General features: G+C 51.1%; 15 protein-coding genes. 11 read left to right on the top strand and 4 right to left on the bottom strand.

Translation table 11 applies throughout. From position 1 onward, the window contains the following. Positions 1–33: 33 nt before the first annotated feature. From SFC07_RS05435 to SFC07_RS05415, 5 genes are all read left to right on the top strand, one after another. A complete protein-coding gene (locus SFC07_RS05435) occupies positions 34–1,533 on the top strand; it encodes a hypothetical protein (RefSeq protein WP_411207214.1) in 1,500 nt (499 codons plus the stop codon). Then, complete coding sequence (locus SFC07_RS05430; protein WP_411207213.1) at positions 1,530–2,993, top strand: glycosyltransferase family 2 protein; 1,464 nt, start codon at positions 1,530–1,532, stop codon at positions 2,991–2,993. Before SFC07_RS05435 ends, SFC07_RS05430 begins: the two co-directional genes overlap by 4 nt. Further along, positions 2,990–4,735, top strand: a complete 1,746-nt coding sequence (locus SFC07_RS05425; RefSeq protein ID WP_411207212.1) for an ArnT family glycosyltransferase — start codon at positions 2,990–2,992, stop codon at positions 4,733–4,735. The genes SFC07_RS05430 and SFC07_RS05425 overlap by 4 nt, the downstream gene beginning before the upstream one ends. A gap of 41 nt (positions 4,736–4,776) precedes the next feature. Next, a complete protein-coding gene (locus SFC07_RS05420; RefSeq protein WP_411207211.1) occupies positions 4,777–5,844 on the top strand; it encodes an ankyrin repeat domain-containing protein in 1,068 nt (355 codons plus the stop codon). Between the two features lie 63 nt (positions 5,845–5,907). After that, on the top strand, positions 5,908–6,660 hold the full coding sequence (locus SFC07_RS05415; protein WP_411207210.1) for a sulfite exporter TauE/SafE family protein: 753 nt from the start codon (positions 5,908–5,910) through the stop codon (positions 6,658–6,660). A 53-nt stretch (positions 6,661–6,713) separates the two neighbouring features. Here SFC07_RS05415 and SFC07_RS05410 read toward each other — a convergent pair whose 3' ends face one another. Next, on the bottom strand, positions 6,714–7,637 hold the full coding sequence (locus SFC07_RS05410) for an EamA family transporter (RefSeq protein ID WP_411207209.1): 924 nt from the start codon (positions 7,635–7,637) through the stop codon (positions 6,714–6,716). 103 nt (positions 7,638–7,740) lie between these two features. Between SFC07_RS05410 and SFC07_RS05405 the strand changes: the two genes are divergently transcribed. Next, positions 7,741–8,463 (top strand): trimeric intracellular cation channel family protein, encoded by a 723-nt coding sequence (locus tag SFC07_RS05405; RefSeq protein WP_411207208.1) that lies wholly within the window; start codon positions 7,741–7,743, stop codon positions 8,461–8,463. Positions 8,464–8,511: 48 nt separating this feature from the next. Here the strand turns inward: SFC07_RS05405 and panD are convergent, their stop codons facing one another. Beyond that, a complete protein-coding gene (panD, locus tag SFC07_RS05400; RefSeq protein WP_411207207.1) occupies positions 8,512–8,922 on the bottom strand; it encodes an aspartate 1-decarboxylase in 411 nt (136 codons plus the stop codon). Positions 8,923–9,146: 224 nt separating this feature from the next. Between panD and SFC07_RS05395 the strand changes: the two genes are divergently transcribed. The 3 genes from SFC07_RS05395 to SFC07_RS05385 all read left to right on the top strand — a co-directional run bounded on the left by SFC07_RS05395 (position 9,147) and on the right by SFC07_RS05385 (position 13,088). Then, positions 9,147–10,811, top strand: coding sequence for a DUF885 domain-containing protein (locus SFC07_RS05395; RefSeq protein WP_411207206.1), 1,665 nt, complete (start codon positions 9,147–9,149; stop codon positions 10,809–10,811). A 722-nt stretch (positions 10,812–11,533) separates the two neighbouring features. Further along, entirely contained in the window at positions 11,534–11,683 is a 150-nt protein-coding gene (locus tag SFC07_RS05390; protein ID WP_411207205.1) for a hypothetical protein, read from the top strand. Continuing rightward, on the top strand, positions 11,670–13,088 hold the full coding sequence (locus SFC07_RS05385) for a SpaH/EbpB family LPXTG-anchored major pilin (protein WP_411207204.1): 1,419 nt from the start codon (positions 11,670–11,672) through the stop codon (positions 13,086–13,088). Before SFC07_RS05390 ends, SFC07_RS05385 begins: the two co-directional genes overlap by 14 nt. A gap of 51 nt (positions 13,089–13,139) precedes the next feature. On the opposite strand, the gene SFC07_RS05380 is transcribed toward SFC07_RS05385, so the two are convergent. Both SFC07_RS05380 and SFC07_RS05375 read right to left on the bottom strand, forming a co-directional pair. After that, positions 13,140–14,273, bottom strand: coding sequence for an AbrB family transcriptional regulator (locus SFC07_RS05380; protein WP_411207203.1), 1,134 nt, complete (start codon positions 14,271–14,273; stop codon positions 13,140–13,142). Between the two features lie 32 nt (positions 14,274–14,305). After that, positions 14,306–14,869 carry a hypothetical protein gene (locus tag SFC07_RS05375; RefSeq protein WP_411207202.1) on the bottom strand — a complete coding sequence of 188 codons (564 nt, stop codon included), beginning with the start codon at positions 14,867–14,869 and terminating at the stop codon, positions 14,306–14,308. A gap of 172 nt (positions 14,870–15,041) precedes the next feature. Between SFC07_RS05375 and SFC07_RS05370 the strand changes: the two genes are divergently transcribed. Beyond that, the gene (locus SFC07_RS05370) at positions 15,042–15,824 is read left to right on the top strand and encodes a TSUP family transporter (RefSeq protein ID WP_411207201.1); all 783 of its coding nucleotides are present in this window, start codon (positions 15,042–15,044) and stop codon (positions 15,822–15,824) included. Positions 15,825–15,901: 77 nt separating this feature from the next. Beyond that, positions 15,902–16,372 carry a hypothetical protein gene (locus SFC07_RS05365; protein WP_411207200.1) on the top strand — a complete coding sequence of 157 codons (471 nt, stop codon included), beginning with the start codon at positions 15,902–15,904 and terminating at the stop codon, positions 16,370–16,372. The last annotated feature ends 25 nt before the right edge of the window (positions 16,373–16,397 follow it).

The following is a 16,397-nucleotide window of genomic DNA, read 5'->3' as shown; positions in this document are numbered from 1 at the left end:
GAGTGGATTCTACAAAGCCAGGTGGAGCCTTAAATGATAAGCATTGTAAATAGATTTAGGCCCTCAAAGTCCGAGTCACCTTCCACCGGCAACGCCAAGATGATTGACTCAAGCCGGCGGATATATCTGTTGCGCGCATTGGTAGTTATAGCCTGTATCGGCATTGGCTTTGCCGATACTTTTCGATTGCTTGCCTATGGTCTAAGAGTTGGTGCAGCAGGCTACTCAGTGCTGGTGCTCATGATGTCTTTTGTGCTTTTTGTGGGCTTGGATCGGAAGCGCGCTCGTGCCCTCAATATTCATGATCGCGAGGTTGACTATATTATTGGCGGGCTTGCCGTCCTCCTCGCAATTACCATTAAGGCACAGCTTCTCCCACGTTTTTTGGAATGGGAGTCGATTTTACGCCTGGACTACCTCGCCATGATTGTTCTGGCCTTCGGCGTCTGTGGATTGATTTTTGGTATGCGTTCCACTCTCAACTACGGCCCTGGCTGGATTTTGCTCTTTTGCTATAACGCACCGGTATTTCTAATGGTCTCAGTGGCATTTGGTAACGGCTATTGGGGAACCACAACGGCCGAGATTATTGGCATGTCATTGGCCGTAATGGTTGCTTCGAATCGTGACGTGGTGCAATCAATTTATTTCGGCCTTTTAAACTTTGGGTTTGGGCTAATTTTTGCCGCAGCAATGTATTTTGCCACCAATGGCTCTCGATACCTCGTGCATATTCCAATTATTTTGGCCTTAATTACGGTGGTCCTATTGTCAACAAGAGGCGATCTGCGTCAATGGATGATTCACCGTCGCGAACCCACTGTAAAAAATACTAAGCCTGCCTTGGGCATTATTGTGGTGGTAACTTTAGTGCTTGCATACTTTCCGGTCCCGGGCTTTCAATACGTAATGGAGTTCCCACAAGCAGGTCCCCAAACTGCATCTGCACCAGGTATGCAGGTTTCCAGGGATTGGGAAGTCGTGGGAGCGACGGAATATCCCTGGGCAAGCCGATTCTTTGGACCCAACTCCACCCTGCTGCGCCAGCGAGTTGTAGCACGAGAATACAACCCCGAATGGGATTCGGACGGCCGTAATAGAACCGTCATGGTGGATTCTCTGCGTACCAAGGCCAGCTATCAGGCTCGTACTTTTGGTAATGAGACTCTTTACTCAACTCTTAGCGGTAGGCGTTCTGACTATCAAGATGTTGATCTTGGCTATGGAATTACGGGCCAGGTTTATGAAGTTCTCGATGAGACAGACTTCTTGAGCTATACAAAATTAGTTTTTGAATGGCGAAGGGGAGATGGCACTACCGAAAAGGTCACCGTTATTGCGGTTGATGATCACCGTCCAGAAGCAAAATTTCCTCAACTTGTGCCTTCTGTTCCGAGAATGTTTATTCAGGTGTTGACGGTTCTCTTCCGCGGAAATGCAGTGACAAGGGTACAAAACCCTGAGCTTAAAGATTTGGGTCTCGTTACCGAAGTGGCACAGGGAATTGTACAAGCAGAAATGGAGCACTCATGAGTCAAGATGCTGTTAGACACTCCGTTATCTTGCCCATTGACGCAACGCCAGAACAAAAGAAAGAAGCGCTTGCTGATGCCATTGATGGCTTGAGAGTTAAAGACCCCCTGCTATCTGCAGCCATTGCTTTTACCAAGGGGCAAAAATATAGCTTCTTTATTGGTGTAGCGATATTTGTGCTCACCTTGATTTTCGCGCCAAAGGTGGCACTGGTATTTGTAGCCGCAGTCTGTACCTTTATGTATTTGATTACGCTCTGGGATCGCCTCATTATGTTTCTCCGTGGCATTAGGGCAGATTCCATTTTGCGTATCTCTGATGAGGAAGCTTTAGCCATTCCAGATGAACGGCTAAAAACTTATACCGTCTTGGTTCCTGCGTATGGTGAACCAGAAGTTATTGGGCAATTGTTGGATTCCATGCGGTCTTTTGACTATCCCAAACACCTACTCCAGGTGCTCTTGCTTTTGGAAGAGGACGATCTGCCTACTATTGCAGCGGCAGAGGCTGCCCATGTCGAACAGGTAGCTATGATTTTGAAGGTGCCGGCTGCGGAACCACGCACCAAGCCAAAGGCTTGTAATTATGGTCTGCATTTTTCCACCGGTGAGATTGTAACTATTTTTGATGCCGAGGATATGCCGGATCCCTTGCAGCTGAGACGAGTAGTGGCAGCATTTGAACGATCCGCACCTGAGACTGCATGCATTCAATCGCGCTTGGCCTTTAGAAATGGTCGCCAAAACCTGCTGACCATGTGGTTCACCATTGAATATGACGTGTGGTTTAACTTCTTGCTGCCTGGTGTGATGCGGATGAATGCGCCAGTGCCACTAGGCGGAACCTCCAACCATCTGCTGACGTCGGTGTTGAAGGAACTTGGTGCTTGGGATCCCTTTAACGTTACCGAGGATGCCGATCTGGGTGTCCGTATTGCAGCAAAAGGTCACACCACAGCGGTGTTAGATTCAGTGACTTGGGAGGAAGCAAACTCCGATACCATTAACTGGTTGCGTCAGCGTTCCCGCTGGTACAAGGGCTATTTGCAAACCTGGTTGGTATACATGCGCCGACCACGTTGGTTGGTCAGGGAACTGGGGATTGTTCCGGCTATTAGATTTACCTTCTTGATGGCGGGAACCCCTATCATTGCAGTACTTAACCTGCTGTTTTGGTATCTCTCCTTGACATGGGTCTTGGGTCAACCAGTAACAATCGCGGAGATGTTCCCGCCTTTGGTCTATTACCCAGCATTGATTTGTTTGGTGATTGGTAATGCCGCAACCATGTATATGAACCTCATTGGATGCCGTGAAGGACGTGATCCTTTCTTGGTACTTGGCGTGCTTACATTTCCTATTTATTGGTTACTGATGAGTATTGCCGCGCTTAAAGGAACGTGGCAGCTGATTACCCGCCCCTCCTATTGGGAGAAGACTGCACACGGGTTGGAAGAATGAAAAAAGATTCGGGTCGTTTAAGGTTTGCCAGGCTTTCGCCGGCACTGCCGACTTCTTTACTTAAGGATTACTCACTTCGCCTAGGCGGCAAAACAGCGGAAAACCTATGGTTTGTGTTTGCCGCGATTGTGTACTTCACTGTGGCCTGGTGGCTAGCAGTTGATGTCCAGTACTATTTTGGCGATGCCCTTTCGCGTACCCAAAATGCGCTTTCGGTGTTGTATTCCCGTAACCCCAACCTCTCTGCAATGGGGTATGTGTTTACGCCCTTAACCACTGTGGCACAGCTGCCTTTTGTTGCTTTTGCGCCACTTTTCCCGGAAGTTGCGCGAACCGGTTTGGCTGGAGCTATAGTCTCCATCCTTTTTATGGCAGGAGCCGTGCGTGAGTTCTGGATGATTGCTTCCGAGCGTGGTGCTCCTGGGCGCTTGGCTATTATTGCAACCCTCCTCTTTGCGTTAAACCCGATGATTGTCCTCTATGGATCTGTGGGAATGAGTGAAGCGCCGTTTATTTTTGGCACGCTCTGGGCAACCCGTAGGCTCATCCGCTGGACTTCCACCGATGATGTTCACGATCTTATTAAATCCGGATTTGCGCTGGTTATTACCTTCCTTGCACGTTATGACGGTTTGGTCATGGCTTTCGTAGCCGCGCTTGTTGTGGGATTTATGGCTTGGAGTGCGCGCCGGCGTCGTAAATTTGGAGATGTCGCTGCTTTCGCTTCTCTGGACATGTTAGTGCTGGTCTGGCCCATTGGCATTACATTCCTCACTTGGACGGTGGCTAGCTGGTTGACCACCGGTGACTTGCTTGCCCAATTTAGTTCTGTGTACGGCAATAGCTCTCTAATTGCTCAAGCGGGTGGTACTTCTGGTGGACTGAGTCTTTTAAGCGATGCCATAATTCGAACATTTTTGGTTTCTCCCGCATTACCACTTCTGATTCTTGTCGCCTCCTGGTTTGCTTTTCGACGCCATGACCTTGAGCCCGTTTTCCCTATGGTGCTCATGCTCACCGTCTTGGGATTCCAAATTTTCTCCCATGCAACGGGGTCCACCTTTGGCATGATGCGGTTTTTCATTATGGCTATTCCGCTGACCCTAGTTCTTTATATACAAATTGTTTCACCTGGTGATAGGTTTCCTTCACTGCGCCCGGGCGCGACCTTCAGGGAACGCTCCATCGCCAAAAACCCACCAGCCTGGTTTCTTGAACTCATGTTCCTTGTGGTTCTGGCTAGCACGGTATTTACTGGTTTTGCTATGAAATCTCAGCAGTGGGCACCGCAGGAGTTTGCCATTCAACAGGCTATTCCGGGCCTGGATAGGGGATCATTAGAAGATCAAAGTGCACGCATTCGAGTGCTCAAAGATTTCTCCACTGAAAAAGATGTTGCTGATTATTTGGATAATCTCAATCTCGGAGAGGGCGAAGTGCTGGTGTCGGCTGCGCGAGCATTCGCAGTGATAACTGCGTCTGAAAACCAAAAGCAGTTTGCCATTCAATCAGATCTTGATTACGTGGAAAGGATCAATGACCCTTCAGGTTATGGGGTGCGTTATATTTTGGCAGCCGAAGTCGACGATGGTGCCCTCATTGATCCAATTGCATTGCGCTATCCAGAGCTCTATGACACTGGAAGCCGCATCGCTACCCTAGAGATGGAATTTCCCAATAAGGGCGATACTCAACCTAATTGGAGGCTATACCGAGTGCTGAATACCCCTGAGACACCGTAGAATAAAATAACTTAAGAATAAACCACGGTTTCAGGAGAGACATGCCCCGCAAGCTTAAAGACAAGCTTCCCAGGAATTTTGACAGAATCGTCGAGTCCGGCGATTTTGACGCATTCAAGGAGGTCTTTGCGGAGCGTGCCCTCGATGCCAAAAATCGGCATGGCGATACGGCATTACATATGCCAGAAGTTCCCGAAGAATATAAGATCTGGCTCCTCAAACAAGGCCTTGACGTTGATGTTCGCAATGAAGCAGGCGATACTCCATTACACATCCACGCCCAGGAAAAAAACCTCAACACTGACTTCCTCATAGATTATGGCGCCGATGTCTGCGCCGTAAATAACGAAGGCGAGTCGGTTGCCTACGGCGCCGTTCTCTTTCCCAAAAAACTAAAAAAGCTTATCGACGCCGGAGCCGATCCAAGCTCCCGTACCAATGATGGGCATTCACCGTTGATGGAAGTTATTCGCCATGCCGAGGTATCTCGAATATCCGAGGTGTCTAGAACCGTCAAAATGCTCAAAGGCAGTGACTTTACCGAGGATGAGATTCGGGAAGCCCAGGAACGTATCATTCGTCTCGGCGAGCAGTTTGAAGATATACGCGAAGACTACGACCAGGAAAGCGTAGATAAAGCCGCCGAAGATATGGTCTGGCTCTATGACCACTTTGATATTCCAGAGCAACTACGCGCCAATACTCCAGTTCGCCACGATGGCGTCAGCAAAATTAAGCTCCCAGGCAAAACCTGGCAGGAAAGATTCATTGCAGGATATGACTTCCTGGTTCCAGCAGTAGGAAAAGCAAAGTCCCTCCAAGGTGAGGCAATCCGCATTGCAGGCCGCGTGTCCAATGAATTTCATGACAATGGTGGCCAAAACTGGGACAAGGATTTTAAGAAGATGGCCAAAGCATTATTGTCCATCACTTCCCAGGGCACTCCGCTAAAAAGTTCGCAGGCAGAGGAACTCTCCGTGGCCGTTAAGGCTGTTCGCAAGGGTGATCCCACACCAGAAGAGATTGATGTTTTGCCACGTTTGGCAACCGCCTGGGTGGTCCTTAACCCCGATCCTATGCCATTGGGTGAAACAGACTACCAGCGCTAGCTGATGGCTGGGGGAAGGCCTCGATAGCGTATTTGCCCCTTTAAGGGTTTATTCTGATTCTTCGTGATAACCATTGCCATAATCCTCCTTTTATCTGTCTTCATTGGCGCCCTGCTGCAAAGAATCACAGGCTTGGGCGTCGGCCTGGTCACGGGACCGGTGCTTACCACCTTGCTCGGTCCTTTGGCGGGCGTCACCATGGTCAATGGTTTGTCCATTATTAATGCGGTGAACAATGCGTGGTCGGTACGCAAGCGCACGGATTGGGCCCGCTTTAGAATCTTGGCAGGCGCGCTTATTCTCGGTTCTCTGCCAGCCGTGGCTGTGGTGCACTACCTCAATGGCCCTTGGCTGCTGATCGTTGTGGGTGCCCTCGTGCTCCTAGCTCTATGCGTTTCATTGTTCCCCACAGAAAAGTTCACCATTAGCCAAGAGGCTAAGCTGCCAATGATCATCTTTGGCATCATCGGTGGCTTCATGTCCACCATTGCGGGCATTGCTGGCCCAGCACTAACGGTCTATGCCCGCCTATCCAAGTGGGATTACCGCGATTTTGTGGCTACTTTGCACCCCATTTTGTTGGTCGCTAACACCGTATCCTTCCTGCTCAAGGTCTTCCTCATCGGTGGCCTGGACTTTGGTGGTACCCCAGCTTGGCTATGGATTGCAGCTGTAGCCATGATCTTTGTTGGCGCTTGGTTCGGCGAAAAGATTAACGCCAAGATTTCCACCCCGATGGCAAAGCGCATTGCTACCATCCTGGCAGCAGCTGGTGCTGCAGTGGTGCTTATCCGCGGTATTATGCAGCTGGTCTAAGACTCGAAACCACATTCCACCAAGCCTTTCTCCCATCCAGGAGGAAGGCTTTTTTAGCTTTTCACCTCGGCAACAGGTGCGGGAGCAGGGCTGACAGGTGCCAAACGAGCCTGAGATCGAGCCCGCCAAAAACCATCAAAGCCTAAGATTGCCAGCGCGATGCCCAGCAATCCGTACACCAGGGCATCGCTTAGGTTGAGAGATTCGCCGAGCAAAAGGGCTGCAACAAAGAGCAAAATTGGTTCGCCATAACTCAGCAATCCAAAAAGCGGCATGCTCAGCAGGGTAGAGGCAGCAAGATAGAGTGCCATGGCAATAGCCCCAGCTAAACCAACTGCAATAACCAGGGTGAGCATGTTGGGGCTTAGGTTTTCTGAAAAGCTCAGTAGGAAATACACCGCGAGCGGGGAGAGCACTAAAACTTCGGCTCCATAAGCAAAGGCATTGTTTAAGCCGGAAAATTTACGTAAGGAGAAATACATCGCATAACCAAGGGCAATGGCAAAAGTCACCCAGGAAATCTGGGCAGAGGCAATAAATTTGAGAGCAACAGCTGCAATAGCAATTCCCACTGCCAACCATTGCAGGGGAGTGATTACAGCTGCAAAAAATACTCGGCCCACAATGACCAAAAAGAGGGGGAGCAGTAAATATCCCAAGGAAGCATCAAGAGCATGACCTTTGGGCGCCCAGGAAAATAGCCAGAGCTGCACGGCGATTAGCGCCACTAGCAGCAGGAAATAAAGTGGATGCCATTTGCTAGCGCTTAAAGTCTGCCAAAAAGATCGCGCCAGGGCTCGGCCTGCAGGGTGGAGCAAAATTAGTAGATAACAGGCTGCGGTGAGTAAAACTCGCCAGGCAACCAAGGTGATGGCAGAGGCTTCAATGGCGCCGGAAATAAAAAAGATCACTCCGAAGAGTAATGAGGCTAAAAGTGAGGTGATGACACCTGCGGGGGATGTACGTTCTACTGCCATTACCTGTCTCCTGATAGTTATTATCTTTGTTATACAGATAATTCCCTGTCTGCGCACCTGGGGCTGAGTTATATTCACCCAGCTTTGAGGTTATTGTTTGGACATGGACGTACCCTTGGAAGCCGTCGATTCCACAGTCTCCAATCTTTATGATTCCCTCGACCTCATCGGAGTGCTGCTCAATGGCATCATCGGGGGCACCATCGCCAGACAGCGTGGATATGGCGTCATTGGATTCTTATTTCTTGCACTCTTCTCCGCCCTTGGTGGCGGCATGATCCGCGATATGTTGATTCAACGCGGCACCGTGGCGGCCATCGACAATCCCATCTACCTCACCTTGGCGTTTACCGGCGCACTCATTGCCTGGGCAGTGAACTTCAAGGGCCGTCTCAGGGAACTTTTTAAAAGCCACGCCGATGCCATTGTGCTGGGCGTGTGGGCGGTTACTGGTGCCACCAAAGCCATGAACTTCGGTGTAGACGTGCTCCCCAGCATCTTCATGGGCGTGCTCACCGCGGTCGGCGGCGGCATGGTGCGCGACGTGGTCACCGGCGAAACCCCCACAATCTTCGGCGGTGGCACGCTCTATGCCATCCCCGCGGTGCTCTCGGCGAGCTCCATGGTGGCCTTCCACCAGGCTGATTATGTGCTTGGAGGCATGATCATTTCACCGCTGGTCGGCATCATTTTGGCAATTGTGGCCTATTGGTCGGGCTGGGTGATCCCTGTCAACACCGATTTTGCGCCGGTGAACCTCACGGCGGCGCAATTGCGCCGCAAATTATCCCGCGCCGAGCAAAAAGGCCGAGATAAGCGACCTTAAAAGCGCTTTTCGACGCCGCTGTGCTGGCTGCAGGGGCGCGTCGACAAGCTACAAACTGCGCGAGGACAGCAAGGTGGAACCTGGAATGACCGCGCCGGGGTCGGTGTCGAGGGAGATAATGCGGTTGTTGGCGTCAACGTGGACGATCCGGGGTTTATAACTGCGGGCTTCGGGCTCCGTGGCCTGTAGATAACTCATGATGATGACAAGATCGCCAGGATTAATGAGGTGTGCGGCGGCGCCATTAATGCAAATGTGGCCACTGCCGGCGGTTCCGTTAATAACATAAGTTTCCAGGCGGGAACCATTGGTGATGTCCACAATGGAGACCTTTTCGCCTTCAATGAGGCCTGCGGCTTTAACCAGATCAGCATCGATGGTCACCCAGCCGACATAATCAAGGTCAGCCTGGGTGACGGTGGCGCGGTGAATTTTGCTTCCAAGAATGGTTCGCAGCATCGCTTAAATGGTTCTCTTTCATCAACAGGGAAAAGTGATTGGCTAATCCTAGAGGGTGTGCCTGGGCTAGGTCAAAGAAAATTGTGAGCTGGATTAAGTGATTTCGAAATTAATGGCAAAGCTGCTGCATGGGGCGTTTTATTAAGCCCCTACATATTTCGATCGGGCAATAGCTATTCATGTCAGGTGGGATTAAACCGAATCAATGGCTACGATAGCAATTTATGACTCCTGAGAGTTCTGTGCAACGTTCTCCTTCACTACTGGACGCCTCTTGTGAGGTATATGTCCATGATCTGGCAGCGCTGTCGCCGACTGACGCCACCGCCTGGGGTATTCCCGGCTTTGAGGGCGAGCTGCAGGATTTTTCCCCCGACTATTGGAATGCCATCGCTGAGCGCAACCGCGATATGGTGGCCGATGTTGACGCCTTTGATGACGGCACCGATGACAACGATGATGAAGAAGATTTTGATCACGTTGATCGCGTAACCGCCGATGTCCTCCGCGATCGCGTCTGCTTGGATTTGGCGCTCCATCATCAAGGTGAGACGCTGCGGCTGCTCAACAATATTGACTCCCCAGTGCAGACCATTCGCGATACCTTCCTGGTTATGCCTCGGGAAACCGCTGAAGACCTGGAAAATATCCGCGAGCGTCTCTCCCGCGTGCCCGATGCCTTGCATGGTTATTGTGAATCCCTGGCAGAGGCTGCAAGCCAAGGCCGTGTGGCTGCTATCCGCCAGGTGGAAGAAGTGGTCTCCCAATGTGAAGACCTTGCCGATGAAGATTCTATTCTGCATGATTTAGGCCTCGAAGCTGGCGATCCCGTTATCGCTGAAGCTCAAGATGCTTTTGTGCGGGTAGCTGGCTGGTTGGCGGAGCAGCTTGCGCCCCATGCTCCCCACGAAGACGCTGTGGGCAGAGAGCGTTATGAACAGTTCTCCCATCTGCATGTGGGCGAATTTGTGGATCTGGATGAGGCCTACCAATGGTCTTTGGAGCGCCTGCGTGACATTGATTCCCAGCAGCAGCGCCTAGCTACCGAACTTTATGGTCCAGGTACCTCCATCCGCGAGGCAATGAAAAAACTCAACACCGATGAGCGCTACCTCATTCATGGCACTGATGCGCTCCAGGAATGGATGCAAGGGGTTGCCGACAAAGCCATTTCCGACCTCAATGGTGAGTACTTCAATATTCCAGAGGTTGCCAACAGGGTGGAATGCCTCATCGACCCAGCAGGCACCGGCGGCATTTTTTATACCCCACCAAGTGATGATTTCTCCCGCCCGGGACGCATGTGGTGGTCTGTGCCCAAAACCCAGGAGGTTTTCCACACCTGGCAGGAACTCACCACCGTTTTCCATGAGGGTGTTCCTGGCCATCACTTACAGATCTCCCAGGCTTTGACCGAATCTCAAAACCTGAACCTGTGGCGCCGTCTGGTGTGCTGGAACTCCGGCCACGGCGAAGGTTGGGCGCTTTATGCTGAATCTTTAATGAAGGAGCTGGGTTATCACGAAGATCCCGGCAACCTTATGGGTTACTTGGATGCGCAGCGTTTGCGTGCCGCCCGCGTAGCTATTGATATTGGAATTCACCTTTCCAAGAAAACTCCTGAAAGTGCTGGACTGTGGGATGCGGCCTATGCACGTAGCTTCCTTCGGGAAAACACCTCCATGAATGAAGCCTCGATGTCTTTTGAGCTCAACCGTTATCTCGGCTGGCCTGGACAAGCCGCTTCCTATGCCATCGGTCAGCGCCTGTGGATGGGATTGCGTGATGAAGCATTGGCGCAGGGGCAGACCCTGACGCAATTCCATGCCAAGGCTTTGTCTTATGGCAGTATTCCTATGTCCATTCTGCGGGATCAGGTTCTTGATTAATTAGGCTTTGACACCACTCAACGCCCTGGAATTTATTAGTAATTCCAGGGCGCTTCTGCATATTTCGGGTCATATATTTATGCACAAAAGGGCTGTTTTTGCTGTGGGGGCTCTATGGGGGCTGGAGTGTGTCAATTTTCGACTTGAGGGATTTTTTGGGCCATTTAAGTAATGACCATGGATAAATCTATGAGTTTTAGCTAGTTCTTTCGGTAGGGGGCTTGGTTGCTAAGGCTTGAAAAATATCCACCTATGAAAATGGTGCCATTTTTTAAGCTGTATATAATTTAAGATGTGCATAATATTAATACATGGAACAAAATTTAGGAAATGTGTCATGCTGGGCTATCAGGAGTCCTTCAGTGTGGACGTTACTCCCATGCCGATTTAAAAAATTGCGTTAAAATGCAATTTTGCTAAAAATAATTGCCTTGAAGTGCAAAACTATCCAAGAGAGTACAATTAATACCCCCATTGATAATATTGCCCCTGAATGTAAGCTGGCTGCTCGGTAGTGGAAAATAACCCCAATAAGATTGCATAATATTAAATTTATTGAAGAAAGCTGGAGGGTGGATAGCAGATTTTTTACACTCAGTCTTGACGCACATTTGATTGTGGCGCGGTGTGGAAAATGGTTTGTTTCCCCTCGGATCAAGTCCCACTAAAGAGGTGGGGCAAGAAGTTCGAGGGTGAGACAAAGAGGCATAAAGGGAAGAAAAATGAAGATTTTCAAAAGGGCGCTCATTGCAGCGGTCGCATCAACATTTGTAGTAACAGCCGGTGGAATGGCGGCTCCTGCATTTGCGGCACTCGTACCGGCCGAGGGAGCTTTGGCAGCTACTGCGGTAAGCACCATTGTCCGCAATTGATCCGATCCGTACGGGTTCCTTGACCATTCATAAGCACGCAGGTCCCGCCCTATTTGATGAGGGTGGCGGATCCCAAGTAGCACCAGGTCAACCTGGCGATGGTACTGAACGGACTGTGTACTATGAAGCTCTTGCTGGCGCAAAGTTCCTGGTGGAAAGAGTTAACAATGTAGACCTCACCACTGCTGAAGGCTGGAAAGCTGCACAGGATATGAACCCAGCTACTGCCGATGTCACCACAGTCGGAACCTACACCACTGGTGCAGATGGAACTGTCAAGATTGAGCTGCCACTGGGTCTTTATCGAGCGACCGAAATTCAGGATCCGGGCGGATATAACGCCACCAATGAGGCTTTCTTGGTCACCCTGCCGATGACCAATCCAGAAAACCGAAGCGAGTGGATGTATGACGTTCATGTCTACCCTAAGAACAACCCAGTAGATCCGACTCTGCCTTTCAAGTCCGTGGTTGATGTAAACGCCAACGCTGGCGACACCATCAACTACACCATCACTGCTCCAGTACAGGCGGTAGTGGATGACCTCACTCACTTCCGGATTGTGGATAAGTATCCAAGCGATCGCTTGGAAAAGCCAAGCGTTGATGCGGTGACCTTCAACGGCACCGAACTGCTTGCGGGGGATTATGTGGTTAATACCTTCACTAGAGGTGAAGTCGCAATCTCCCTCACCACTACGGGCTTGGCAAAGGTCAATGCAGTGGATTCAACTGCAGAGCGCACCATCGAAGCAAAGCTAAGCTTCACCGTTTCCGCAATCACCGGGGATCCAAATACTGCAGTTCCTGCAGTGGTCAACGATGTAGAACTCACTCAGAGCACCCAAGAAATTACTGATCCGAGCACCCCACCTCCAGGAACCCCTCCCACCACTCCAACCACAGATACTCAGCCAAAGTCCTTCTTTGGCAATGTGAAGCTGGTTAAGACTGGTGAAGATGCAGCAGGCAATGAGGCTAAATTGGCTGGTGCTTCCTTCCAGGTGTACCGCTGCAACAGCGTAGATGAGCTAGGTGCCATGATTGATGGATTCTCCGGAACCACCAATGCCAATGGTGAGCTCTACATCACGGGCTTGCAGGCCAACGACTATCAAAACGGTGCTCCGCTCAGCCCTGCAACCAAGTACTGCTTGGTAGAAACCCAGGCAGCACCAGGCTATGAACTCTTGACCACCCCATTTGAATTTCAGTTGATAGCTGATCTAACCACCAATACGGTTCCTACCGTGGAATTGAAGGCTGAGATTGAAAACGTGCAGGCAAATGCTGGTTTTGAACTGCGACTTAACGGTGGTAAGGGCGTGGCCATCATTCTTGGTGCAGGTTTGATTCTGCTCATTGCGGGCGGAGCTTATTACCTCATGCAGCGTCGTGAGAGCTAAAAGCTAGCCACTTAAACCCAATAAGTTTTGCCCCTTAAAAGGGCGCGGAACTTATTGGGTTTTTCCTTTGCCCAAAATAATGCGCAGGATCTTGGGCAAAAATCCGGCGATGGTCAAAATGGCAAGCAGTCTAATGATCTGCAAGGTCACTACTACAGGCCCTGCTTCGCCCTCGGAAGATAGCGCCAACACCGTTTCTAAAGCACCTGGGCTGGTTGCCAAATAAGCCTCAAAGAAGCTGATATCAAGCCAAAAGGTTAATAATCCAGCAGCACCTGCACAGACTGCAAGCAGCGCAAAGATAAAGAGGAAGGTGGCGGGCAATTGCTTGGAAAAAAGCTTAAGGGCAGTCATATTCAATGCGCCGCCACACATCCAACCAATGGACATAAAAGCCACGATCTTAAAGAGGGTTGGTGGCTCCAAATTGAGATCCTGGGGCAGGATGAAACTCAAAAGCACTGTAAAAAGCAGAGGTCCGAGCACTGCAGGTGCCGGGAAATGCAAAAGCCTGCCAAGTGGCTCACCGCATAAAATAATGACAAAAATGACCACAAGGGACCAGAGATTGGTGGAGGTACCAAACTCGGAAAGCTGGAAAACCTCCAACCAATGGGGAGGTGGTGCGCCTAGATCGCTACCGCCAGGTACAAAGAAGTGTGTGACTAGTGGCAAAGTCATAGACACCACCAGGAGACGCAGATACTGGCTAAGGGCTACGTAGCGGAAATCGGCACCCAGCTCCCGGGCCAAAATGGGCATTACCGAGGCACCACCAGCAAGCATCGATAACACACCCGTTTCCGGAGAAATTTCACGACGGGAGCGGGAGAGCAGCAGTCCGCCGATAACTCCGACGGCAACGGTGAAGAAGGAAATTACCAAACCTGGCACCAAGTACTGCAAAAGTTCTCGTCCAGAGGAGGTGATCAGCGGGATGGATGCCAAGATCGCAATGATGGAACGTCCAAAAATGTGGACTCCTTTAGCCAGCGGAAGATCTTGGCCAGTAATCAGGGCGCAGGCGCCGGCGGAAACAATTGCTCCCAAAATCCAGGCGGCCGGTACGCCCCATATGCTAAAAGTCCAGCCCAGTGCCACCGAAATGGGGGCAACCAAGCTCCAACGAAGGGCAATAGTTTTAGGAGATGGCTCTGAAGCGGAGTCACGTTCTTGTACATTCACCAGGGGGCAGACTCCTTAAGATCAGCTGATATTTAAGTATCACTTACCTTAGCAGCGGAGCTCATCGGAGAATTCGCAGCCTCAATCGCTTCATAAGAATCTGGAGTAATTAACACGGTGTGTGCCGGATCTGAAGCGATGGAAAAGCGTGCCTCATTTTCTTGAAGTGTCACCTTCATACCGGCAATTTCTGCGCTCCCAGTAATTGAGGTCGGCACGATTTGAATAGTGATCAAAGGTTCTTTGCTGGCGTTAACCGCGATTGCTCCCGCCGCGTCTTGGCTAATAATCAATGTCGCGGCTTGGGCATGGGTTTCGTCGAGAAGCTTCCAGGTGGTGGGGAAACCCGCAGCGCACTCGGCGCGGGTGGGGGAAACTGCAGTGGGCTCGCTAAACACGCAGGTCAATGCTTGATTCTTGGCGAGCTGAAGCTGATAAAGGCCGGGCCCGTAGTGGGTGAGGGGCTGGGATTGTTGGGTATAAATGGGCGTATTCTGGCGTGGTTGCTCAGAGGGACGATCCGCCGGGGTACAGGCCACTGCGCCCAGCAGGAGAACTGCCATAAAACCAAAGGTAGAAGCAGATTTTGAGATCATTTTCTTAAGTCCTTTCGGGGCGGGCTGCTAAGCGGGCTGACAGGCGGGCCGACAATAAAGACGAGCACTAAACGCAATGCTAATCCCAAACATTAGGCAAACAAGAGGTTTATACTTTGCGCACCAGCAATGATGCGAGATTGATGCGCAAACGTAATAGGAGATGGCATAAATGGGCGTGGAACTGGCAATTAGTGGTTGGGGCATACTCATTGCAGGCGCCGCGGTAGCCGGTTGGATCGATGCAGTCATCGGCGGTGGTGGGTTGGTGCTTATTCCACTCATTTTGGCGGTGGCCCCACAATTGGCTCCGGTTACGGCCCTGGCATCCAATAAGTTGGCAGCGGTAACTGGCACTGCCTCGGCGGCATTTACGCTGGTACGTAAGGTAAATCCCGATAAAAAGCTCCTCGCCCTTTATGTGCCCATTGCCTTGGTGTGTTCGGGCGTTGGAGCGCTAGCGGCCAGTATGATCGATAAGCAGGTTATGCGCCCGCTAATCATTGTTTTAATGCTGGTAGTTGGCCTTATTGTGGTGTTTAAACCAAGTTTTGGTACGGGCGAAAGCCAAGCCCTGCCCACTGGTTGGAAGCGTTGGCTCACCGTGGGAGCAGTGGGACTTATTGCAGCTTATGACGGTATTTTTGGGCCCGGCACCGGTATGTTCCTCATCATGGCCTTTACGGCGCTGTTATCCCAAAATTTCCTTAGTTCCGCCGCGATGGCCAAGGTGGTTAATACCGCGACGAACTTTGGCGCGCTAATTGTATTCATCGCGGGCGGTCATATGTGGTGGACGCTGGGATTGGTGCTGGCGGTAGCCAATGTCATCGGAGCGCAATTGGGTGCCCGGACGGTACTTGGCGGTGGTACCAGGCTAATTAGATATGCGCTGCTGACCTTGGTTGTCGTGATGTGCCTGTACCTCGGCTGGCAGCAGTATCGGGGAATCTAGACAAAGCGGTTCAAAAATTAGGAACTCCCAAGGTAGAAAGCTGGTTTGTGGCAGGAAAACTTTCTATGCTGGGTGGCATGATCAAGACACAACTGGAATCAACTTCCAGCTCTAGCACGAGCGCAACTGCGGAAGATCCTCTCAGTCGCCCTGAAACGGCAGGCACAACCGCACACACCGGCCGAAGCACCGGCATAAGCGCTGGCATAAGCACCACAGCCGACAACCGCGGAGCAGTACCGGACCTCAAGGCAGCATCAACCACCGTGACCGTGGTTGTCCCAGAGTATCTTGACGCCGAGAACTTCGACGAGCTCCTTAGCGGAGCAGCTGAATCCACTCGCATTTTGGGCTTGGAAGAATTACATATTATTGCGCCAGCGCAGCACCTACCTGCACTTGCTGTCGCTGCTGCAGAGATTGCACATCAGCTGCCCGAGAAATTCCAATTCTGCGAGGCGGAAACCTGCACTCATGTTCATCCCGATGATGACACCTACCTCACCGTAGAATCCCTGGTTCAGCTGGGCAAAAAGCTCAGCGCCTAAAGCCTGGCGGACCCGACGACCCCGC

The sequence above is a fragment of the Corynebacterium callunae genome, from assembly GCF_046592015.1.
Lineage (GTDB): Bacteria > Actinomycetota > Actinomycetes > Mycobacteriales > Mycobacteriaceae > Corynebacterium > Corynebacterium callunae_A.
Note: the sequence above shows the minus strand (reverse complement) of the source record. Positions and strands in the feature narration are given on the sequence as shown.